The 20,959-nt window shown below is 74.3% G+C and carries 24 protein-coding genes; 18 read left to right on the forward strand and 6 right to left on the reverse strand.

Annotated features, from left to right (window positions below; genetic code table 11):
• Positions 1 to 86 precede the first annotated feature (86 nt).
• Positions 87 to 572 (reverse strand): carboxymuconolactone decarboxylase family protein, encoded by a 486-nt coding sequence (locus AMK25_RS03960; protein ID WP_073826633.1) that lies wholly within the window; start codon positions 570 to 572, stop codon positions 87 to 89.
• A gap of 167 nt (positions 573 to 739) precedes the next feature.
• Between AMK25_RS03960 and AMK25_RS03965 the strand changes: the two genes are divergently transcribed.
• Positions 740 to 1,621, forward strand: a complete 882-nt coding sequence (locus tag AMK25_RS03965; RefSeq protein WP_073826636.1) for an RNA polymerase sigma-70 factor — start codon at positions 740 to 742, stop codon at positions 1,619 to 1,621.
• A 51-nt stretch (positions 1,622 to 1,672) separates the two neighbouring features.
• Here the strand turns inward: AMK25_RS03965 and AMK25_RS03970 are convergent, their stop codons facing one another.
• Complete coding sequence (locus AMK25_RS03970; protein WP_073826639.1) at positions 1,673 to 2,446, reverse strand: SAM-dependent methyltransferase; 774 nt, start codon at positions 2,444 to 2,446, stop codon at positions 1,673 to 1,675.
• A 115-nt stretch (positions 2,447 to 2,561) separates the two neighbouring features.
• On the opposite strand from AMK25_RS03970, the gene AMK25_RS03975 reads away from it, so the two are divergent.
• Positions 2,562 to 3,044, forward strand: coding sequence for a hypothetical protein (locus AMK25_RS03975; RefSeq protein WP_073827071.1), 483 nt, complete (start codon positions 2,562 to 2,564; stop codon positions 3,042 to 3,044).
• On the opposite strand, the gene AMK25_RS03980 is transcribed toward AMK25_RS03975, so the two are convergent.
• A complete protein-coding gene (locus AMK25_RS03980; RefSeq protein ID WP_073826642.1) occupies positions 3,017 to 5,392 on the reverse strand; it encodes a glycoside hydrolase family 65 protein in 2,376 nt (791 codons plus the stop codon). The genes AMK25_RS03975 and AMK25_RS03980 overlap by 28 nt on opposite strands.
• A 109-nt stretch (positions 5,393 to 5,501) precedes the next feature.
• Entirely contained in the window at positions 5,502 to 6,278 is a 777-nt protein-coding gene (locus tag AMK25_RS03985) for a prepilin peptidase (protein WP_073826645.1), read from the reverse strand.
• Between the two features lie 557 nt (positions 6,279 to 6,835).
• Between AMK25_RS03985 and AMK25_RS03990 the strand changes: the two genes are divergently transcribed.
• From AMK25_RS03990 to AMK25_RS04045, 12 genes are read left to right on the forward strand one after another with little or no spacing between them, the layout of a single operon-like run.
• Positions 6,836 to 7,402, forward strand: a complete 567-nt coding sequence (locus tag AMK25_RS03990; RefSeq protein WP_073826649.1) for a hypothetical protein — start codon at positions 6,836 to 6,838, stop codon at positions 7,400 to 7,402.
• Positions 7,396 to 8,346 carry a hypothetical protein gene (locus tag AMK25_RS03995; RefSeq protein ID WP_073826652.1) on the forward strand — a complete coding sequence of 317 codons (951 nt, stop codon included), beginning with the start codon at positions 7,396 to 7,398 and terminating at the stop codon, positions 8,344 to 8,346. The genes AMK25_RS03990 and AMK25_RS03995 overlap by 7 nt, the downstream gene beginning before the upstream one ends.
• On the forward strand, positions 8,343 to 9,008 hold the full coding sequence (locus AMK25_RS04000) for an SAF domain-containing protein (RefSeq protein ID WP_073826655.1): 666 nt from the start codon (positions 8,343 to 8,345) through the stop codon (positions 9,006 to 9,008). Before AMK25_RS03995 ends, AMK25_RS04000 begins: the two co-directional genes overlap by 4 nt.
• Positions 9,008 to 9,841 (forward strand): hypothetical protein, encoded by an 834-nt coding sequence (locus tag AMK25_RS04005; RefSeq protein WP_073826659.1) that lies wholly within the window; start codon positions 9,008 to 9,010, stop codon positions 9,839 to 9,841. Before AMK25_RS04000 ends, AMK25_RS04005 begins: the two co-directional genes overlap by 1 nt.
• Positions 9,831 to 11,372 carry a CpaF family protein gene (locus tag AMK25_RS04010; protein WP_073826661.1) on the forward strand — a complete coding sequence of 514 codons (1,542 nt, stop codon included), beginning with the start codon at positions 9,831 to 9,833 and terminating at the stop codon, positions 11,370 to 11,372. The genes AMK25_RS04005 and AMK25_RS04010 overlap by 11 nt, the downstream gene beginning before the upstream one ends.
• On the forward strand, positions 11,315 to 12,268 hold the full coding sequence (locus AMK25_RS04015; RefSeq protein WP_443189897.1) for a type II secretion system F family protein: 954 nt from the start codon (positions 11,315 to 11,317) through the stop codon (positions 12,266 to 12,268). Before AMK25_RS04010 ends, AMK25_RS04015 begins: the two co-directional genes overlap by 58 nt.
• Positions 12,265 to 13,128, forward strand: a complete 864-nt coding sequence (locus AMK25_RS04020; RefSeq protein WP_083664606.1) for a type II secretion system F family protein — start codon at positions 12,265 to 12,267, stop codon at positions 13,126 to 13,128. The genes AMK25_RS04015 and AMK25_RS04020 overlap by 4 nt, the downstream gene beginning before the upstream one ends.
• A 25-nt stretch (positions 13,129 to 13,153) precedes the next feature.
• On the forward strand, positions 13,154 to 13,363 hold the full coding sequence (locus AMK25_RS04025) for a hypothetical protein (protein WP_013283462.1): 210 nt from the start codon (positions 13,154 to 13,156) through the stop codon (positions 13,361 to 13,363).
• Positions 13,363 to 13,845 (forward strand): TadE family protein, encoded by a 483-nt coding sequence (locus AMK25_RS04030; RefSeq protein WP_073827074.1) that lies wholly within the window; start codon positions 13,363 to 13,365, stop codon positions 13,843 to 13,845. The genes AMK25_RS04025 and AMK25_RS04030 overlap by 1 nt, the downstream gene beginning before the upstream one ends.
• Complete coding sequence (locus tag AMK25_RS04035; protein WP_073826664.1) at positions 13,842 to 14,315, forward strand: TadE/TadG family type IV pilus assembly protein; 474 nt, start codon at positions 13,842 to 13,844, stop codon at positions 14,313 to 14,315. The genes AMK25_RS04030 and AMK25_RS04035 overlap by 4 nt, the downstream gene beginning before the upstream one ends.
• Complete coding sequence (locus AMK25_RS04040) at positions 14,312 to 14,743, forward strand: pilus assembly protein TadG-related protein (protein WP_073826667.1); 432 nt, start codon at positions 14,312 to 14,314, stop codon at positions 14,741 to 14,743. The genes AMK25_RS04035 and AMK25_RS04040 overlap by 4 nt, the downstream gene beginning before the upstream one ends.
• Positions 14,744 to 14,757: 14 nt before the next feature.
• Positions 14,758 to 15,774 (forward strand): LysM peptidoglycan-binding domain-containing protein, encoded by a 1,017-nt coding sequence (locus tag AMK25_RS04045; protein WP_073826670.1) that lies wholly within the window; start codon positions 14,758 to 14,760, stop codon positions 15,772 to 15,774.
• A gap of 1 nt (position 15,775) precedes the next feature.
• Here AMK25_RS04045 and AMK25_RS04050 read toward each other — a convergent pair whose 3' ends face one another.
• Complete coding sequence (locus AMK25_RS04050; protein WP_073826673.1) at positions 15,776 to 16,627, reverse strand: Rieske 2Fe-2S domain-containing protein; 852 nt, start codon at positions 16,625 to 16,627, stop codon at positions 15,776 to 15,778.
• 111 nt (positions 16,628 to 16,738) lie between these two features.
• Between AMK25_RS04050 and AMK25_RS04055 the strand changes: the two genes are divergently transcribed.
• From AMK25_RS04055 to AMK25_RS04065, 3 genes are read left to right on the forward strand one after another with little or no spacing between them, the layout of a single operon-like run.
• Positions 16,739 to 16,948: a type II toxin-antitoxin system VapB family antitoxin gene (locus AMK25_RS04055; RefSeq protein WP_030500628.1), complete on the forward strand. Its 210-nt coding sequence runs from the start codon at positions 16,739 to 16,741 to the stop codon at positions 16,946 to 16,948.
• Entirely contained in the window at positions 16,945 to 17,370 is a 426-nt protein-coding gene (locus AMK25_RS04060) for a PIN domain nuclease (protein ID WP_073826676.1), read from the forward strand. The genes AMK25_RS04055 and AMK25_RS04060 overlap by 4 nt, the downstream gene beginning before the upstream one ends.
• Before the next feature lie 40 nt (positions 17,371 to 17,410).
• Positions 17,411 to 18,175, forward strand: a complete 765-nt coding sequence (locus tag AMK25_RS04065; RefSeq protein WP_073826679.1) for a crotonase/enoyl-CoA hydratase family protein — start codon at positions 17,411 to 17,413, stop codon at positions 18,173 to 18,175.
• Between the two features lie 4 nt (positions 18,176 to 18,179).
• Here AMK25_RS04065 and AMK25_RS04070 read toward each other — a convergent pair whose 3' ends face one another.
• Positions 18,180 to 19,664, reverse strand: a complete 1,485-nt coding sequence (locus AMK25_RS04070; protein ID WP_073826681.1) for a dihydrolipoyl dehydrogenase family protein — start codon at positions 19,662 to 19,664, stop codon at positions 18,180 to 18,182.
• 93 nt (positions 19,665 to 19,757) lie between these two features.
• Between AMK25_RS04070 and AMK25_RS04075 the strand changes: the two genes are divergently transcribed.
• On the forward strand, positions 19,758 to 20,858 hold the full coding sequence (locus AMK25_RS04075) for a serine hydrolase domain-containing protein (RefSeq protein WP_073826684.1): 1,101 nt from the start codon (positions 19,758 to 19,760) through the stop codon (positions 20,856 to 20,858).
• Positions 20,859 to 20,959 lie beyond the last annotated feature (101 nt).

Consider the following 20,959-nt stretch of genomic DNA (forward strand, 5'->3'; position numbering starts at 1 on the left):
TATGGCCGCAGGGGATCACGGGTGTCGCCGCGTTTTCCGGGGGCGGTCCGGCCCGGGACGACCGGGCCGGACCGCCGCCGCGGCGTTCAGCTCATCGCCGCCGCGAACATGCCCGGCTCGTACGAGCCGCCGCGCTGGTGCACGAGCACCGCGAACCGGTTCGCCGCGTTGATCAGCCCGAGCAGGCACACCAGCGCGGCGATCTGGTCGTCGTCGTAGTGCTCGCACACCTGCGCCCACGTCTCGTCGGACACGCCCTGATGGGCGTCGGCGAGCCGGGTGCCCTCCTCGGCGAACGCCAGCGCCGCCCGCTCGGCGTCGGTGAACACTGTCGACTCGCGCCAGGCGGCGACCAGGTTCAGCCGGACCGCGCTCTCGCCCCCGGCCACCGCCTCCTTGGTGTGCATGTCGATGCACCAGCCGCAGCCGTTGATCTGGCTGGCCCGCAGCGACACCAGCTCCTGGACGGTGCGGGGCAGCGACGACTGGTGGATCGCCAGGCCCGCGCCGGCGAAACGCTTCATGAACGTGGCCGAGACCGGGTTCTCGAACAGGTTGAATCGGGTCTGCATGGGTTGCGGCCTCTCTGCTTCGGTGGTGTCGGACGAACACGAGATGCCGGGAACCGCTTCGGCGTGACGGCGACGCCGGGTGAGGACCACCACAGCGACCCGATGTCACACGGCGGCGGCGGGCGGCGTCTGGTGGGGAGCGCAGCCGGACAGCGGAGGAGCCAGTCATGGCGGACCAGGCCACCGAGGACTTTCTCGCGCACCGCAACCTGCTCTTCACCGTCGCGTACGAGATGCTCGGCTCGGCGGCCGACGCGGAGGACGTGGTGCAGGAGACCTGGCTGCGCTGGGCCGGTGTCGACCTCGGCGAGGTGCGGGACCGGCGCGCTTACCTGGTGCGGATCACCACCCGCCAGGCGCTGTCCCGGCTGCGCACGCTGGGCCGGCGCAAGGAGTCCTACGTCGGGTCGTGGCTGCCCGAGCCGCTGCTCACCGCGCCCGACGTGGCAGACGACGTGGCGCTGGCCGAGAGCGTGTCGATGGCGATGCTGCTGGTGCTGGAGACGCTCACACCGACCGAGCGGGCCGTGTTCGTGCTGCGTGAGGTGTTCGACGTCGGCTACGACGAGATCGCCGAGACGGTCGAGCGGACTCCCGTCGCCGTGCGGCAGATCGCGCACCGGGCGCGGGCCCACGTCGCGGCGCGCCGCCCCCGGCGTACCGTCCCGGCGGCCGAGGCCCGCGACGCCCTCGACGCGTTCCGGCGGGCGGTCGAGACCGGCGACCTGGACGGGCTGCTCCGCGCCCTGGCCCCGGACGCGGTGCTGGTCGGCGACGGCGGCGGGATCAAGCAGGCGCTCGCCCGTCCGGTCACCGGCGGCGACAAGGTGGCCCGGCTGCTGGCCGGCGGATGGCACCGGATCGCGGCGGTGGCGTCGATGGAGCCGGTGCAGGTCAACGGCTACCCGGCGCTGCTGGTACGCCTCGACGGCGAGCTGGACACCGTCGTCGCGGTACGCCTCGACGACGGCCGGATCAGCGGCCTCTACGCGGTGCGCAACCCGGAGAAGCTGTCCCGCATGACCCGGGAAACGACGCTGCGCCGGTGAGCACGCGATCGTGCGACGATCGCCGGAGGAACTGCGCTGGACCGACCGCCCTCAGCGGCGGACGCCCACCCCGCCGTAGCCGTGCGACACCGCGGCCTGCGGCTCGCCGTCGGGCCGCCACTGGGCCACCTTGACCAGGCCCGGATCGACAAGCTCGTACCCGTCGAGGAAGCGGGCCACCTGGTCGCGGGTGCGGGGCACCAGCGGTGAGCTGCTGCGGCGGTAGATCGCGGTGCCCTGCTCGGTGGGCAGCGTCGGCAGGCCGTCCAGCGTGAGGTGGGACAACGCGAGCACACTGTCCGGCACGGTGGCGTCGCGCAGCGTCGCCACCGCCGCGTACGGGTCGTCGGCGTCCGGCACGAAGTGCAGCACCGCGAGCAGCAGCACCGCCACCGGCTCGGTCAGGTCGATGGTGGCCCGCAGCGTCGGATCGGCCAGCAACTCGCCGGGGCGCCGCAGGTCACCCCGGAGCACCACGGTGCGGCCGTCGACGGGCAGCAGCCGCCGGGCGTACGCGACCGCCACCTCGTCGTGGTCGACGTAGACCACCCGGGCGTCGGGGCGGATCGCGCGGACCACCTCGTGCACGTTGCCCTGCGTGGGCAGGCCGGCGCCGATGTCGAGGAACTGACGTATGCCCTGCTCGGCTGCCCAGCGCACGACCCGGCGCAGGAACGCGCGGTTGCTCTGCGCGGCGACCCCGGTGTCCGGGAAGATCCTCAGGATCTCCTCGGCGGCGGCACGGTCGGCGGCGAAGTTGTGGCAGCCGCCCAGGTAGTAGTCGTACATCCGGGCGACATTGGGTCGGTTCTCAGCCTCCGTCACGCCTCGTTGTCTAGCACTCTGGGCGACACACCGCTGACCCGTCGTGTCGATGATCCGGCCGATCCCGCCGTCCACCTGGTACGACGGGGGGACACGCCGTCGCGAGGAGGTACCGATGACAGGTGGACGGGAGACAGTGGAGGTCGATCCGGTGGTGTTCCGCGCCGTCTACGACTCGCCCGCCTCGCTGCCGGGGCGGCACCGGTGGACCACCCCGGAGGCGGACGTGCGGCGGCTGGAGAAGCTGCTGAACATGCCGGCGCGCAGCATCGGCGCTCCGCTGTGGGTCAGCGGCGACAACCCGGACTGCCCGAAGTGCGGGCGGCGGGCGACCTGGTACGACATCGTCGCGTCCGCGCTGCACGGCGTGCACGACCGCACGATGATCGCCCGGGTGATCCTCGGCGAACGCAAGTACGTGAACACCGAGGTGCCGGACGCGATCCCGGGTGTCCACTGTGCCGACTGCCGTACTCCGATCACCGGGTTGCGCAGCTTCAAGTGCCACAACTGGGCGTACGCGTTCGAGGCGCTGGAGGAGGTCGTCGCGCGGATGTCCGGCCTGCCGGCTCAGTCGTCGCCGCCCGCCTCCTCCTGAGCGCGTCGTTCGGGACGGCGGCCGGGCGGGGCCTGCGGCTCCGGGCCGGGGTCGGGCACCGGCGGCATCGGCCGGGTGACCGGCCCGTCGCCGGTGACCCGGAGCTGTTCGCCGTTGTGCCACAGCTCGACCGCGTCGCCCGGACCGGCGTCCGGCAGCTCGTAGCGGGCCGCCCCCTCGGTGAGCGTGACCCGCAGCCGGTGCCCGTGCCGGCGCAGGTGGAACACCAGCCGGGTGATCCGCCCTGGTAGCCGCGGGTCGAAGGAGAGCACGCCCCGGTCGTCGCGCAGCCCGCCGAAGCCCTGCGCCACCACCAGCCAGGCGCCGGCCAGGGACGCCAGGTGCAGCCCGTCGGCGGTCTTGTCGCCCAGGTCGGCGAGGTCCTGCAACGCCGTCTCGGCGAACAGGTCGTACGCCAGGTCGAGGTGCCCGACCTCGGCGGCGAGGATCGCCTGCGCGGACGCCGACAGCGACGAGTCCCGGACGGTCCGCGCCTCGTAGTAGGCGACGTTGCGCGTCTTCTCCTCGGCGGTGAACTCCCCCGGGCAGCGCAGCATGGCCAGCACCAGGTCGGCCTGCTTGACCACCTGCTTGCGGTACAGCTCCTGGTAGGGGAAGTGCAGCAGCAGCGGATAGTCCGCCTCGCCGGTGCCGGCGAAGTCCCACTCCGGCTGCGCGGTGAAACCGGCCGACTGCTCGTGCACGCCGCGCTTGCCGTCGTACGGGACGCACACCGCGTCGGCGGCGGCCCGCCAGCCGGCCACCTCGGCGGCGTCGACACCGAGCCGGGCGGCGACCTCGGGGCAGTCCTCCGCGGCGTCGGCGGCCCCTCGCAGGTTGCGCCGCGCCATCAGGTTGGTGAAGACGTTGTCGTCGACGAGCGCGGAGTACTCGTCCGGCCCGGTGACGCCGGTCAGGTGGAACGCGCCGCCGTCGTCGAAGTGGCCGTAGCCGTGCCACAGCCGGGCGGTCTCGATCAGCACCTCGGCGCCGCACTCGGCGAGGAACGCGGTGTCGCCGGTGGCCGCCACGTACCGCAGGATCGCGTCCGCGATGTCCGCGTTGACGTGCAGACCCGCGCTGCCGGCCGGCCAGTAGCCGGAGCACTCCCGGCCGCTGAGTGTCCGCCACGGGTAGGTGGCGCCGGTCAGGCGCAGCTCGGCCGCGCGCTCCCGGGCCTCGGGCAGGTGGGCGTGCCGCCAGCGCAGCGCCGAGCGGGCCAGCTCCGGCCTCAGGTACGTCAGCACCGGCAGCACGTAGCCCTCGGTGTCCCAGAGCACGTGCCCGTCGTAGCCGTTGCCGGTCAGCCCCTTCGCCGGGATGGTCCGGTCACCGTCGGCGCGCCCCGCCTGGAGCAGGTGGAACACCGAGAACCGCACCGCGAGTTGCAGCTCCGGGTCACCGTCCAGCTCGACGTCGGCGGTGGCCCACGCGGCGTCCAGCGTGGCGCGCTGCTCGGCGAGCAGGGCGTCGAATCCGTCGGCCCGGGCCGCGTCCGCCTCCGCGACGACCAGGTCGGCCAGCTCACCGGGCGGGGTGCCGTCGACCTCCGCGCACTCGTACGTGGCGAACCGGGTGACCCGGATCCGCTCGCCGGGGCGTACCGGGCCGGACAGCGCCAGCCGGAACCGGTCGGCGGTCAGCTCGGTGTCGGTGGCGATCTCGTCGGGGGCCTCGACCCGGTTCGCGACGCCGACGGCGACCCGCTGGCCGCTGCGCCCGGTCCGGTGCACCAGCACACCGTCGAGGCCGTCGTCGCGGCGGATCTCGCCGGTGAGCGGATCGTGGATCACCGAGGCGGCCCGCGGGTCGTCGGCGCGTTCCGGCACCCGCTGGTTGGCGAGCAGGTCGGCGCCGACCCGCAGCCGGACCGGCTCGTCCAGCGGCTCGACCGTCCAGTCGACGGCGGCGACCGGACGACGGGTCAGTGAGACCACCCGGGTGCTGCGGACGCGGACGCCCCGGCCGCCCGGCGAGATCCACTCGGTCTCCCGGCGGACCACGCCGGCGCGCAGGTCCAGCTCCTGGTGGTGCCGCCGGATCGTGCCGGTACGCAGGTCGAGCGGCTCGTCGTCGACCCAGAGCCGGATCAGGGCGGCATTCGGGGCGCTGATCACCGTGTCGCTGCGCTCGGGGAAGGCGTATCCGCTCTCCGGGTAGCTCAGCTCGTGCTGCTCGTGGAACCCGTTGAGGTAGCTGCCCGGCATGCCGCACGGCTCGCCCTCGTCGAGCGTCCCGCGCCAGCCCACCCAGCCGTTCGCGAGCGCGAAGATCGACTCGGTCTCACCCAGCCGGTCCAGGTCCGCGCTGGTGCGCCGGATCCGCCAACCGTCGTCGCCGTGCGACACGTGCCCTCCCGAGTCCGAAGCCTGGACCGCCACCGAACCAGACCCGGCTGGGAGGCGGCTGGGACTCCGATACCCGTGGCGACCCCCGCTCGCACCTGCGGGTGGCCGATCACACGGTGACGAGCACCAGCGTGGCGGCGGTGCCGAGCACCAGGAACGGCCCGAACGGCAGGTGCCCGGTCCAGCGGACCCGCCGGGCGGCGAGCAGCGCCACCCCGGCCAGCCCGGCGAGGACGAGCGCGAGCACCAGACCGGCCACCAGCACCGGCCAGCCGTACCAGCCGAGCAGCGCACCCGCGCCGAGGGCCAGCTTGGCGTCGCCGAGGCCGAAACCGCGCCGCCCGAGCAGCAGCGTGGTCGCGGCGAAGCCGCCGCCGAGCGCCAGAGCGGCGACTGTGGCGCGGATCCACGGGTCCGCGCCCGGGCCGGTCAGCGCGGCCACCCCGAGCAGCGCCCACGCGCCGGCCGCCGCCGGCCAGGTGAGCCGGTCGGGCAGCCGGTGCGCCATCGCGTCCACGATCGTCATCGGCACCGCCCAGAGCAGCCACCAGGCGAGCGCCAGGCGCGCGGCGGGCACGCCACCGGCGAGCACCGGCACGGCCATCGCGAGCAGCAACGCCACCTCGACCACGGCCGGGGCCGCGCCGATCCGGGCCCGGCAGACCGGGCAGCGGGCGCCGGGCCCGAGCGCCGGCAGTGGCCGGTCCAGCCCGATCGGGGCGGCGCAGCCGTCGCAGGCCGCGCGGTCCGGAGAATCCGGGGGTACGGCGTAACGCGCCACCGCCAGCCGGAGCAGCGGTACGACCGCGAGGGCGGCAAGCAGCCGGACGACCGGACGGCGGACCTCGGCCACCGGTCCGGTACGCCGTACCCGTTCAGTGGTCACGCCGGCTCCCCCGTCCGGTTGCCCACGGTTCCGTCGTGGAGCACGCAGAGTGACTCTTGGTCCGTCCACATGTGACGGGTGGGACCCGGACCGGCGTGCGACGCGACGCGCGGCGGGCCGGAGCGCACCGGGACCCCGGACCGGGTGGACGACGGGACGGATCGGACGAGCGGCACGCTCCCCACCCATACCGACGGCTCGTCGGCACCCGCGCGGCGCGTACGGGTGAGCACACGCCCGCCGGGCCGGAGCCCACCGAAAGCCCGCTCGTCATCGTGACGACACACACCGGCCACCACCTCCCGTCTTCACTCACCGTGTTCACGTGAATTGCCTCTGTTGCATCGGCGGACGTGAGCTTATGCTCGCCCCTTGGGTACGACGCAACCCCGATCAATTGGCGTCGGAGGAGTCAGGGCACAGAGTCCGCAGCGATCAGTACAGGTCAATACCAGTGGTGGCGACGGGGGCCCGGAGTGACAGTTCCGGGCGCGCTTCCGCATGCCCGGAGCGGGTCGGCGTGATCGCCCCGGGCCGGCACCGAGGAGGGATCGGCGTTGCGCACACGGCAATCCCGCCGATGGGAAACCTACCTGCTCAGCCTCGCGCTGGCGGTCGGCGCGACCGGCTGCGGCACCGAGCCGGAGGCGGCCACCCGCCCGCTCACCGGCCGCGCCGCCGCCCCCGCCACCCATTCCGCCGAGGCGGAGAAGGAAGCCGAAAAGGCGGCGCTTGCCGCGTATTCCGGCTATCTCGACGCGTCCCGGGCGGCGAGCGCCCGAAGCGATCCGTCCCATCCCGCTCTGGCCCGTTTTCTGGCTGATCCGCTGCTGACCCGGGTGCGAATGGCAATTCTCGACGCGAAGGAGCACGGCGCGATGCGTACCGGGAAACTGGTCTCCGATCCCACTGTGGTCTCGGTCGACCTGACCGCCCGCCCGCCCACCGTCGAGATCCAGGACTGCCTGGACGCGAGCGGCTACCGGCTCGTCTACGCCAAGGACCGCAAGGCCGTGCCGGGCACCCGCGGCGGGCGCTACCTCGCCACCGCCACAGCGGCCCGCTTCCCGGACGGCCGGTGGTTGATCAACGGCGGCGCCGCACACCAGGACCAGCCGTGCTGACCTGGGGAGGAAGGGGTGTCCCGGCCCGCCAGCCCCGGGCCGGGACGCTCCGCCGGCTGCTGCTCGCCGCCGGCCTCGCCGCGCTGCTGACGCTCACCGGCGCGCCCGCGCGTGCCGCCGACCCCGGTGGCTCGTGCCCGCCCGAGCAGACCGACTGCGACGTGTGGGACGACGACCCGGGCACCCCCGGCGGACCGGGCGGACCGGGCGGTGGCGGGGACAACGGCGGCGGTGGCAACGGCGGCGGCGCGCCGAAGTGCCAGTGGAATGGCCGGGTCATCCCCTGCTACCACGAGGTCCTCGGTTGGTTCAACAACGCCGACGGCTGCTACTACAAGCTCGAGGAGCCGCAGGGCGAGGCGCCGCCCGGCCAGCAGTGGTACCAGCTCACCTGCAACGGCGGCGACCTCGGCAGCATCCGGCGTGCGCTTCTCGACGCCCCGCCGCCCGGCTACGGCGCGCCGCCGGACCCGGAGGAGCTGGCCCGGCGCGCGCTGGCCTCGATCTCGCTGCTCCCGCCCCGCGCCTCGGTCGCGCCCCGGCGCAGTCAGGGACCGGGCCTGGTCGGGCTGCCGGTCTGGATGTGGGCCAGCCCGGGCGAGGCGTACTTCGGGCCGCTGAACGCCTCCGCCTCGGACCGCGGGCTGACCGTCCGGATCACCGCCCGGGTGGACCGGATCGTCTGGCACATGTCCGACGACATCGACGTCACCTGCCACGGACCGGGTACGCCGTACCGGGCCGACGGGCCGCGGGCCGGCTCCACCTCGCCGGACTGCGGTCTCGACGCGGGCTATCCGAAGGCCGACACCTACCAGGTGAGCGCCACCACGTTCTGGACAGTCGAGTGGTCCGGCGGCGGGGAGAGCGGCGTGATCGCCCAGAGCCGGTCCAGCGGCGTCATCCCGGTACAGATCAACGAGCTTCAGGTGGTGACCCGATGAGTGTGGTGGCAGCCCGCAACGGAACCCCGATGGAGGCGCCGGTCGCGCCGCCGAAGGTGGTCCGGCAGCGACGTGTCCGGCCCGGCCTGCTCGGCCTGGCGATCCTGCTGATCGCCCTCGGCGGGCTGGGCGCGGCGTTCGCGGTCACCTCGGTCCGCTCCACCGGCACGTACCTGGCCGTGGCCCGGCCCGTCGACGTGGGCCGGCAACTCACCGCCGACGACCTGGTGCCGGTGCGCGTCTCCGGCGGCCGGGAACTCCAGCCGGTGCCCGCCGACCGGATGAACGAGGTGCTGGGACTGCGGGCGGCCGTCCGGCTCACCCCGGGCACGCTGCTCACCGAGGCGCAGCTCACCGAGGCTCCGCTGCTCGGTGCCGGGCAGCAGCAGATCGCGCTCGGACTGGAACCCGAGCAGGTGCCGGCCCGCAAGCTGAACCCCGGCGACAAGGTGCTGCTCGTCAGCACGCCGAGCAACGCCACGAACGGCTCCGACGCGTCCCGCGGCGGCGGAACCCGGTTCGAGGGCACCGTGATCGACACCGCCACGCCGCAGAACGGGGACGTGGTGGTCTACCTGGCGCTGGCCGTGCGGGACGTGCCCGCGGTCGTGGCGCTCGCCGCCGACGACCGGATCGCGCTCGTGCTCACCGAGGCGGCCTGATGGCGATCATCGCCCTGGTCTCGGCGAAGGGTTCGCCGGGCGTCACCACCGCGGCGCTCGCCGCCGCGTTGAGCTGGCATCGACGGCTCGTGCTGGCCGAGTGCGACCCGGCGGGCGGCTCGATCCTCGCCGGCTACCTCGGCGGGGCCCTGGACGGCCCGCGCGGCATCGGCGAGCTGGCGGTGGGCGAGCTGCGCGACGGCAGCCTGGAGCAGACATTCTGGTCCCAGCTGGTCGACCTGGACGCGCCCCGGCGCGAGCGGCTGCTGCTACCCGGCGTGGTGGACCCGGCCCAGGCCGGCAGTGTGATCCCGCTCTGGCAGCGCTTCGCCGACTACTTCACCGGGCTGGAGCGGGGCGAACCGCCCTACGACGTGCTCGTCGACTGCGGTCGTCTGGCCGTCGGCGGTCCACCGTGGCCGCTGCTCCGGGCCGCCACCGTGGTGCTGCTGGTGACCCGGGCGAACCTGCCCGACCTCTCCGCCACCCGGGCCACCGCCCGGGCGATCGAACGGGACCTCACCGAGCACCGCGTACCGCCGGGCACGCTGCGGCTGCTCGTGGTCGGCGACGGGCACGGCACCAGCGAGATCAGCAAGGCGCTGCGGCTACCGGTGATCGCCCGCCTGCCGCACGACCCGCGTACCGCCGAGGTGCTCGGCCACGGCGGCACCGTACGCGCGAACCGGCCGCTGATGCGCGCGGCCGGCGCCCTGGAGGTGCCGGTCCGGGCGCTGCTGGACCGGCGGCGGGCCCGGCTCGCCTGGCCGGGTGCGAACACACCGCACGCGGTGACCGCGCCGAGCGTGCCGGGGGTGTCCGGTGCGGTTTGAGCCGGTCTCCCACGACCCGCGCGGGCAGCAGCCCGGCGTCGTCTCCACGGTCCCGCCGCTGGCGCCGCCGAACGGCCGGCACCACGTCCCCGGCCCACTCCCCGCCGCGCCCCCGGCACCGCCGCCGCGCCCCCGGATCGACTTCGCTGTGGTCCGCGAGCTGCGCCGGGAGCTGAGCGAACGGCTCACCCACTGGCAGCGCGGACGCGAGTTCGACCCCGACGCCGAGGAGGTCGAGCGCGCCCGGCTGGCCGTCACGGTGGTCTCCGCGTACGCCGACTCGGTACGCCGGTCCGGCACGCCGATGGCAGCGGACGAGGAGCGGCTGCTGCTCGACCAGGTGACAGCCGAACTCGTCGGGCTGGGCCGGCTCCAGACGCTGCTCGTCGACGACAGCATCGAGGAGGTGCACATCCTCGGCTGCGACCAGGTGCGCATCACCCGGCACGGCGGCGGCGTCGACTGGGCCGAACCGATCGCCGAGACCGACGACGAGCTGGTGGAGATCCTCCAGGCGGCGGCCCGCCGGGCCGGTGCCACCGAACGCTCGCTGTCCACCTCGAAGCCCACGCTCGACCTGCAACTGCCCGACGGCAGCCGCCTCGCCGCCGTGTTCCTGGTCAGCCACCGCCCGTACGCGGTGATCCGCAAGCACAACACGCTCGCGGTGAGCCTGGAGGACATCGCGGGCGGCCGGCCCGACCTGGACGAGATGATCGACCCGCTGCTGCGCGACTTCCTCCGCGCGTCCATGCGGGCCGGGTTGAACATCATGGTCGCCGGGCTCGCCGGGGCCGGGAAGACCACTGTCATCCGGGCGCTGATGGACGAGATCCCCGCCGACGAGCCGTACGTGCTGCTGGAGGAGAGCCGGGAACTGCTGCCGGCCCGGCGTGGGCACAAGCACCGGGCGGTGATGAGCTTCGAGTCCCGGGAGGGGCACGGCGAGCGCGGCGCGGACGGGCGGCCGGCGGGTGAGGTCAGCATCGCCGACCTGATCCCGGTGTCGCTGCGGATGGGCGTGCTGCGGATCATCGTCGGCGAGGTGCGGTCCCGGGAGATCGTGCCGATGCTCCAGGCGATGACGACGAGCCGCGGGTCGATGTGCACCATCCACGCGCGTACCCCCTCGGGGGTGAGCGAACGCATCATCGAGCTGGCGCTGTCGCACGGCCGGGAGATGACAGTCGACCAGGCCCGCCGGATGGCCGGGAACGCGCTCGACCTCATCGTCTACGTGACTGTCGAGGACGAGACCGCGATCGGTGGGCGCAAGCACCGCTTCGTCTCGCACGTCGAGGAGGTCATCGGCGTCGGCGAGGGCAACCGGATCACCACCACTACCGTCTTCGGTCCGGGGCCGGACGGCCGCGCGGTCCCCCGCCACCTGCCCGAACGCATCCGCGAGCAGTTGCTGCGCGTCGGCTACGACGCCCGGCTGCTCACCCGGTTCGTGGAGGCCGGTGTGGGCGCGTGGCGGCGGCCCCGGCACACCCGCCTCGGGGCGCGGCCGAGCGGAGGCACGGCGTGACGCAGATCGAACTGATCGCCCTGGTCTCCGGCGCGGCCTGCGTGGCCGGGCTGGTGCTGACGGTGGTCGCGCTCGTCGGCACCCGCCGCCCGCCGGGTCCGGCACCGGGCGACGGGCCGGGCCTGAGCCGGCTCTGGACCGGTTCCGGCGCGAGCCGCGCCGACCAGCGCCGCTACCAGCTCCTGCTCGGCGCCGCGGTGGTCGCCGGAGCGGCGGCGTTCCTGCTCACCGGGCTGCCGGTGGTCGGCCTGCTGGTGGCGCTCGCGGTGCCGGGCGTGCCGTGGCTGTTCGCGGTGGGCCGGGCCGAGCAGCGGGCCATCGCCCGGGTCGAAGCCGTAGGCGAGTGGACCCGTCGGCTCAAGGACATCTCGGCCACCGGCCAAGGGCTCCAGCAGGCCATCATCGGCACCATCGCCACCGCGCCGGAGGAGATCCAGGAGGAGGTACGCACGCTCGCGGCCCGCCTCCAGGCCGGCTGGCTGGCGCGCTCCGCCCTGCTCGCCTTCGCCGACGAGATCGCCGATCCGGTCGCCGACCAGGTGGTGGCCGCGCTGATCCTGCACCTCACCGACCGGGGCGAGCGCCTCGGCGACGTGCTCGGGTCGATCGCCACCGCCGCCTCGGCCGAGGTCGCGACGCGGCGGGAGGTCGAGGCCAAGCGCACCCAGCCCCGGTTCGCGGTCCGCTTCCTCACCGGCATGACGCTGGCGACGCTGGCGTACGGGCTGGTGAACAGCGACTACATCCGTCCCTACGGGACAGTGACCGGCCAGCTCGTGATGGCGGTGCTCGGCGCGGCGTTCGTCGGCCTGCTGGTCTGGGTGCGTTCGATGAGCCAGCCGCCCCGGCCCGCGCGCTTCCTGCCGGCGCCGGACCTGGAGGAGGCGATCGCATGATCCTCAACTGGCAGATGGCGATCGCGGTGCTCGGCGGGTGCGCGGTCGGGCTCGGACTGTTCATGGTGGTACGCGAGGCGCTGCCGGCCACCCCGGCGCTCGGCCCGGCGCTGCGCCGGCTGCACCAGCCGCCCGGCCAGGCCCCGGCCGCCGGCGCCGGGCCGGACTGGCTCGGCGGGTTCGCCCGCTGGCTGCGCCCACCGCACCGGCAGCTCGCCCTGCTCGACCGCACCCCCGAGCAGTACGCCCTTTCCGTGCTGCTCTCCGCGCTCGTCGGGTTCGCCACCCCGGCGGTCGCCTCGGCAGTGCTCTTCGTCGGCGGGGTGGCGCTGCCGGTGGCCGTACCGGTGCTGGCCAGCCTGGGCCTGGCGCTCGGCGCCGGGCTGCTCGCGCACCGCGCGGTCCTGGCCAAGGCCGACGCCGCCCGGGACGAGTTCCGGCAGGCGGTCTGCACCTACCTCGACCTGGTGGCGTTGCAGCTGTCCGCCGCGCACGGCCCGGTGCAGTCGCTGGAACGCGCGGCGGCGGTCTGCGACGGCTGGGTCTTCGACCGGATCCGGGAGGCGCTGCGGCTCGCCCAGCTCCAGATGCACTCGCCCTGGGACGAGTTGCAGGAGCTGGCCGACCGGATCGGCATCCCGGAGCTGGGCGACGTGGGCGCCATCATGCGCTCCTCCGGCAGCGAGGGCGCCCAGGTGCACGAGACGTTGCGGTCCCGTGCCGACTCGCTGCGCGACCAGATCCGTACCGACAACCTGGCCCGTGCCGAGGGGGTCACCAGCAAGTTGGACATCCCCGGCTCGCTGCTGGTGTTCGTCCTGCTCGGCTTCGCCGTCTATCCGTTCCTCGCCCGTCTGTGAACCCACCTTCGAGAAGGAGACGACCATGCACCTCTACGCCTACCTGTACGTGGCGGTGAGCACCCGCCTCGCCGAGTTGCGCCGGGACTCCGAGCGCGGTGACAGCCCGGTGCCGACCGCGGTGATCATCTTCGGCCTGGTCGCGGTGGCCATGGCGGTCACCGGCCTCGCCCTGGCCAAGGCGAACAACTGGATGAACGCCATCCCGAACAACACGGCGCCGCAGGCCCCGTGATGCCGCGCCCCGCCCGTACGGTCCGGAGCCGGCCGGCGCACGCCGGCCGGCCCGCCGGCCCGCCCGGTCCGGGGCGGATCGCCGCCGCCCTGCGCGCCCGCCTGGCCGAGGGCGAGCGGGGCGCCAACCCGGTCGAGCTGGCCGTGGTGATGCCGGTGATCCTGGTGATGCTGTTCGGCTCGATCCAGGTCGCCGTCTGGTTCGTGGCCCGGTCCACAGCGCTCAACGCCGCGCAGACCGCCGTGAACGCCCAGCGCACGATCGACGCCGGGCCGGACGCCGGCCGGGAGCGGGCGACCAGCTTCCTGCAACAGTCCGGCGACTGGCTGGTCGACTGGGAGCAGACCGGACCGACCTGCGTCGAGACCGCCACCGCAGTCACCTGCACGGTGCAGGGACGCTCCCTGTCGGTCATCCCGGGCGTCTCGTTCGAGGTCACGCAGACCGCGCACGGCCCGGCCGAACGCTGGACCACCGGATGAGCGCCGGGCCACGGCGGGAGCGGGGTTCCGTCTCGATCGAGGTGGCGGTGCTCGCGCCCGCCTTCATCGGGCTGATGGTGCTGGCCGGGGTCGCCGGGCGGACCGCTGTCGCGGACGAGGCGGTGGAGTCGGCCGCTCACGACGCCGCCCGGGCCGCCTCGCTCGCCCGCAACGCCGACGACGGCGCGGAGGCCGCCGAGGACGCGGCCCGGGATCAGCTCGGCTGGGCGGGACTGAACTGCACCGGCCCACCCCAGATCGATCTCGCGGGCTCGGTGGCCGGTACGACGACGAGCTTCGCCGCCGCGTACCAGAGCGCCGCAGGCGTGCCCGCGACCGTGACGGTCACTGTGACCTGCACCGTCTCCTTCGACGACCTGAGCGCGCCCGGCCTGCCCGGGGTGCCGGGTGGCAAGACCGTCTCGGCGCGCTTCACCTCGCCGCTGGACACCTACCGGAGTCGCGGATGACCGGGCGGCGCGAGGCGGAGAACGGCCGGGTGAGCCTCTTCCTGGCCGTGGCGATGACAGGCGTGCTGGCGATCATCGGGCTCGCCTACGACGGCGCCGGTCAACTACGCACGCTCCAGCGCGCGGACAACCTGGCCGCCGAGGCGGCGCGCGCGGGCGGCCAGATGATCGACCGTGCGCGGGCCATCGAGGGCGGCCCGAAGCAGATCGACCAGGTCGCCGCCCGCGCCGCGGTCGCCGCCTACCTCGACGCCGCGGGCGGGGTCACCGACCACGAGGTCGACTTCCCCGTGGTCGGCGCCGAGACCCAGATCCGGGTGAGCGTGCAGATCACCTACAGCCGGGACCTGCTGGGTCTGTTCGGCATGCAGAACACCGCCATCGTCTCCGGTGAGGCCACCGCTCGGGCGCTCACCGGACCACCGTAGGAAGGAAGGCCGCCATGGGCGCACCCCGACGCTCCCCCGTCCGCCGCGCCGGCCAGGTCCTCACCGGGCTCGGCGCCCTCGTCGTGCTCGTCGGCGTGCTGGCCGGCGGGCCGGTCGCGTTGCTGGCGTTCGCCGGCAACCCGCTGCCGGATCACCTACCCACGTTCGCCGAGATCGGTACGGCGTTGACCAGCCGCGACGACGGTCAGCTCTTCCTGCGGGCGCTGGCGGTGGTGGGCTGGTTCGGCTGGGCCACGTTCGCGTTCTCCGTCGTGGTGGAACTGCTCGCGGCTGCGGTACGCCGGCCGGCGCCGAAGCTGCCCGGCATGCACCGCCAGCAGAAGGCGGCCGCCGCGCTCGTCGGTTCGGTCGCGCTGATCCTGGCCGCGAGCCCGGCCGCGGCGAGCGCCGCCGCGCTGACCGCCCCGCACCCGGCGGTCGCCGCCGTCACCTCACCGGCCGTGGCCACGAGCCAGGTCGTGCCACCGGCCCCTGTCGCGGCGGAGACCAGCGACCCGGCGGTGTACCGGGTCGCCAAGGGCGACTACCTGGGCGAGGTGGCCGACCGCTACCTGGACGACTTCGACAGATACCGGGAGCTGGCCCGGCTGAACCGGCTCGCCGACCCGGACCGGATCCGCCCGGGTCAGCTCATCACACTGCCGGACGGCGCGACGGACTCCGGCGCCCGGCGGCACGCCACCGGGCGGCTGGTGGTCACCAAGCCGGCCCAGACCGCGCCGGTCAAGCCGGGTGGCGGCGGCGCGTCCTCGACCGCGCCGAAGGCGAAGCCGAAGCCCACCCCGCGGGACGCGACGCCCACCGTGGAGGCGCCGATCGGTCAGCCGCCGGCCATGTCGGCGGGCGCGTCCCGGCCCACCGCCGAGGAGGGCATCAACCGTCCGCTCGCCATCTCGGCGGTGCTGGCGGTCGCGAGCATCGTGGGCGCGCAGATCGGCGCCCTGCTCGGGTTGCGCAAGCGGCCGGTGCCCGCCCGCGCGGGATCCAGCGGGCGGCACCGACGGGACTGAGTCAGGGCAGCCGGGCCTCGACCTGGCCGGCCACCACACGGGTGGGGAGCACGATCTGGTCGTTCGCGGCCGGGCCGTGCACCACCTCGCCGCCGTTGAGCCGGAACGCGCTGCCGTGCCAGGGGCAGACCACGCAGGCGTGACCGTCGACCTGCTCCACCGTGCCCTCGCCGAGCGGGCCGCTCTGGTGCGGGCAGCGCTCCAGCATCACCGTGACGTCGTCGCCGTCCCGGTAGAGGATCACCGAGACCTCGTCGATCTTCTTGGTGACCAACTCGTGCCGGGGCAGGCTGCTCAGGTCGCCGACCCGGTGCCACCCGTCGCTGATCAGGTGCAGCTCGGAGACGCTCTGGCTGGCCTGGGCGCCCTGCTTGTACGCGAGGTGCCCGCCCAGGTACGCCCCACCGCTCGCGGCGGACAGACCCAGGTAGGACAGCGCCCGGCCGAGCCCGTGCCGCCCGTTGAGGCGGGCCGCCAGCGAGCCGGCATACAGCGCCAGGCCGACCGTGTTGGCGGCGGCGTGCACCAGCCCGACCCGGCGCTGGTCGCGGGAGAGCGTGGCCCAGTCGTTGAGCCCGGCAACCGCCGCGGGCACCGCGCTGACCGTGCCGAGGCCCACCAGCGCGGTGGCGGCCCGGCGCTGGCCGGGCAGCAGGTCCACCACGGCGGCCGAGATCCACGCGCCGACCGGCACCTGCACCATCGCTGGGTGCAGCGGATGACCGAGCCACACGCCGTGCAGCGCGTCGCGTACCCGCTGGGAACGCAGCGTGCCCTGGACGGCGCGCTGCAACCGGTCACCCACCCGGTCGAGACCGCTGGCCTGTTCGATCTTCGTCAGTAGTTCGCGCACCCGTTCCGACTTCCCGGCAGGAGAGCCCCCAAACCGGACGCCCTCGGAATTCCCTCGCACGGCCTCCCCGCCGGATATACTCGGGCAGCTAGTCGTATATAGGGAGCCGCGATGACCAAGATCCTGGTGGACGTCGACGACGAGGCGCTGGCGGATGCCGCCGAGGCGTTCGGCACGAAGACCAAGAAGGACACGGTGAACGTCGCTCTCCGCGAGGGCGCGGCGAGACTGCGCCGCGCCCGGGCGCTGGCGGAGCTGGCCGAGCGCGGGCAGGCCGGTGACTTCGACGAACTGCTCGACAAGGGCGCCTACCGCTCGTGAAGCTGGCCGACTACCTCATCGACACCAGCGCCCTCGTCCGGCTCCTGCGTGATCCCGACGTGCTGGCTCGCTGGGAACAGCAGGTGACAGCGGGTCTGCTCGCCGTGTGCCCGCTTGTCGAGCTGGAATTCCTCTACACCGCCCGGTCGGTCGCCGACCGGACGCGCCTGACCGAGCAGCTCCGGGCCGCTTTCGGCTGGGTTGTCATGCCGGACCGGATCGACGAACGCGCCGCCGAGATCCAGGGCGAGCTGACCGCGCGGGGCACGCACCGCTCGGCGGGCGCCGTCGACCTGCTCATCGCCGCCACCGCCGAATACCACGGGCTCTCGCTGCTGCACTACGACCGGGACTTCGACCAGGTCGGCGCCGTCACCGGCCAGCCGATGCGCTGGCTGACCCGACCCGACACGATCAAATAGGCCGTAGCCGCGGCAGCGCCGTCGCGGGCATGCTGAGCCCATGGGGGTACGAGTCGAGCACGCCGGTGCCGTGACCACTGTGATCCTGGACCGGCCCGAGGCACGTAACGCCGTGGACGGGCCGACCGCCCGGGCGCTCGCCGACGCGTTCCGCGCGTTCGACGCCGACCCGGACGCGGCGGTCGCCGTGCTCTGGGGCGCGGGCGGCACGTTCTGCTCCGGCGCCGACCTGAAGGCCGTCGGCACGCCGCGCGGCAACCGGGTCGAGCCCGAGGGGGACGGGCCGATGGGCCCCACCCGGATGCGGCTGTCCAAGCCGGTGATCGCCGCGATCTCCGGGTACGCGGTGGCCGGCGGCCTGGAGCTGGCGCTCTGGTGCGATCTGCGGGTCGCCGAGTCGGACGCGACGCTCGGCGTGTTCTGCCGCCGGTGGGGCGTACCGCTGATCGACGGCGGGACGGTCCGGCTGCCCCGGCTGATCGGCGAGAGCCGGGCGATGGACCTGATCCTCACCGGCCGTCCGGTGCCGGCCGACGAGGCGTACGCGATGGGTCTGGTCAACCGGCTGGTCGCGCCGGGTGCGGCCCGCGCGGCGGCCGAGGAGCTGGCCGCCGCGATCGCCGGGCATCCGCAGACGTGCCTGCGCAACGACCGGGCGGCGGTGCTGGACGGCGCGGGCCGGCCGGAGCCGGAGGCGATGGCGACCGAGCTGGCCTACGGCACGGAGTCGCTGGCAGTCGACGGGGTACGCGGCGCCGGCCGGTTCGCCGCCGGGGCCGGCCGGCACGGGGCACCGGCCGGCTGAGGCGTCACTTCAGGGCGCGCAACGCGTCCTCGATGGCCCTGTGGAACGTGGGGTACGCGTAGATCATGTGCCGGAGCTGGCTGATCGGCACTGCCGCGTGCACCGCCACGACCAGCGCGGAGAGCACTTCGCCGCCGGCCGGTCCGGCCGAGGTGGCGCCGACGAGCACGCCCTGGTCGGCGTCGGCGATCAGCTTGATGAACCCGGCGTTGCCGGTCTTGTGGATCCAGCCCCGGGTCGACGAGGTGAGGTCGGAGTATCCGACCTGGACGTTGACGCCGCGCTCGCGGGCCTGCTGCTCGGTGAGGCCGACCGCGCCGACCTCGGGATCGGTGAACGTGACGCGGGGCAGCGCCCGGTAGTCGGCGACCGGGACGCTGCCGGGCGCGGCAGTCGACCCGCCCGCGCTCATCGCGCCGCCGACCGAGCTGACCACACCGGCCGCGCCGCCGACCACGCTCGCGGTGCCGCTGGCGTCCGGGCCGCCCTTGGTACGCCGCATGTGGTCGAGCATGTCCGCCACCACGATGCCGGCCTGGTACATGGCAATGTGGGTGAACGCGCCCTCGCCGGTGAGGTCGCCGACCGCCCAGATCCCGTCGGTGACGTGCATCCGGTCGTTCACCGGCAGGTAACGCTGCCCGGCGTCCACCCCGACCGTGTCCAGGCCCAGCTCCTCCAGGTGCGCCTTGCGGCCGGTCACCACGAGCAGCTTCTCGCCGGTGAACTCGGCGCCGTCGGCGTGCACTGTGAACGCGCCCCCGTCGTGGCTGACCCGGCCGGCCCGGACCCCGGTGTGGATCTGCACCCCGTCGGCGCGCAGCGCGTCGGCGGCGAGCGTTGACGCCTCCGGCTCCTCGACGGCGAGCACCCGGTCGGCCGCCTCGATGACCGTCACCCGGACGCCGAACCGGGCGAAGACCTGGGCCAGTTCCAGCCCGATCGCGCCGCCGCCGAGCACCAGCAGCGACCCGGGCAGCGCCTCGACCTCGATGGCCTGGTGATTCGTCCAGTACGGCGTGTCGGCCAGCCCGTCGATCGGCGGGACCGAGGGCCGGGTGCCGGTGCCGAGGACCACCCCGTACCGGGCCTCGAACACCTGGTCGCCGACGCGCACCCGGTTCGGGCCGTCGAGCCGCCCGCTGCCCCGGACGAACCGGCCGCCCTTGCCGGTGAACCGCTCCACCGCCACCTTGTCGTCCCAGGTGTCGGTGGCCTCGGCCCGGATCCGCTTCGCCACCGGCGCCCAGTCGGGCCGCACCTGGGCGGAACCGGCCAGCTCGTTCACGCGGTGCGCCTCGGCCAGCGCGTTCGCCGCCCGGATCATCATCTTGCTCGGCACGCACCCCCAGTACGGGCACTCGCCCCCGACCAGGTCCCGTTCGATGCCGACCACTGTGAGGCCGGCCTCGGCGAGCCGCCCGGCCACCTCCTCGCCGCCGACGCCGAGCCCGACCACTACTACGTCCACCTGTTCCGGCTCCGCCATTCCGCAAGCATTCCGCACGTTCGGGACACCGGCCACCGCACCCGGCCTGAATTCCCGCGCCGGTAACCGACGCGACCGCCTACCGTGGCCCGCATGCACACGCGCTTCACCCCGGTCCGGGACTGCTTCCACGACCTGTTCGCCACCGGCCGGGAGACGGGCGCGTCGCTGGCGGTGTGGCACGACGGCGGACCGGTGATCGACCTGGTGGGCGGCACGGCGGCGACGGTCCCGCCCGGCGCGGTCGTACCGGCTTCCGGGGCGGACCGCGCGTGGCGGCCGGACACGCTCGTGGACGTCTACTCGGCCGGCAAGCCGGTGGTGGCGCTCTGCCTGCTGCTGCTCGTCGACCGGGGCCGCGTCGACCTGGACGCGCCGGTGTCGGCGTACTGGCCGGGGTTCCGCACTTCGGCCACAGTGCGGCAGGTGCTCGCCCACACGGCCGGGCTGCCCGCCTTCCCGGTGCCCCGGCCCGCCGCGGCGATCGCCGACTGGGGCCTGCTCTGCGCCGACCTGGCGGCGGCCGACCCGGAGTGGACGCCGGGCACCGTCGCGGGCGAGCACGCCTGGACGTACGGGCATCTGGTGGGCGAACTGGTCCGCCGGGTGGACGGGCGGCCGGTGTGCCGGTTCCTGGCCGAGGAGATCGCCGGTCCGTGGCGCCTGGACCTGGCGTTCGGGCTGGACGCGGCGGACCGGCGTCGGTGCGCCGACCTGTCGTACGCCGATCCGGCCTGGCCGGACCGGATGCGCGGCGAGCCGGGCTCGCTGCGGGCGCGGGCGCTGGGCAACCCGCCCGGCGGGACTGATGTCGCGATGGTGAACAGCGACCTGTGGCGGGCCGCCGAGATCCCGGCGGTGAACCTGCACGCCACCGCCGCCGGGCTCGCCCGCCTGTACGCGGGCCTGCTCGCCGGCGGCACGCTGGACGGGGTACGGCTGTTCAGCCCGGAGCTGGTCGCCGAGGCGACCCGGGTGCAGTACAGCGGACCGGACCTGCTGCTGGACCGTCCGGTGGACTGGACGCTCGGCATGCAGTGGGAGCCGGACGGCAGCTGGGGCATGGGCGGGATCGGCGGCAGCAGCGCCTGGGCCGACCCGGAGCGGGGCTACACCTTCGCGTACGCGACCGCCCGGCTGGCCGACCACGATCGGGTGGAGGAACTGGTCGAGGCGCTGCACTCCTGCCTCTGACCGTCAGTCACGTTCTGTGATTCCAGGGCATCGTCACGCAGCGCATTCGGCCGGCGGGACCACCTGGTCTTCCCTTCTTCGACTTTGCTCTGCAGCCAATG

This window comes from Micromonospora sp. TSRI0369, assembly GCF_001905625.1.
Taxonomy (GTDB): Bacteria; Actinomycetota; Actinomycetes; order Mycobacteriales; family Micromonosporaceae; genus Micromonospora; species Micromonospora echinospora_A.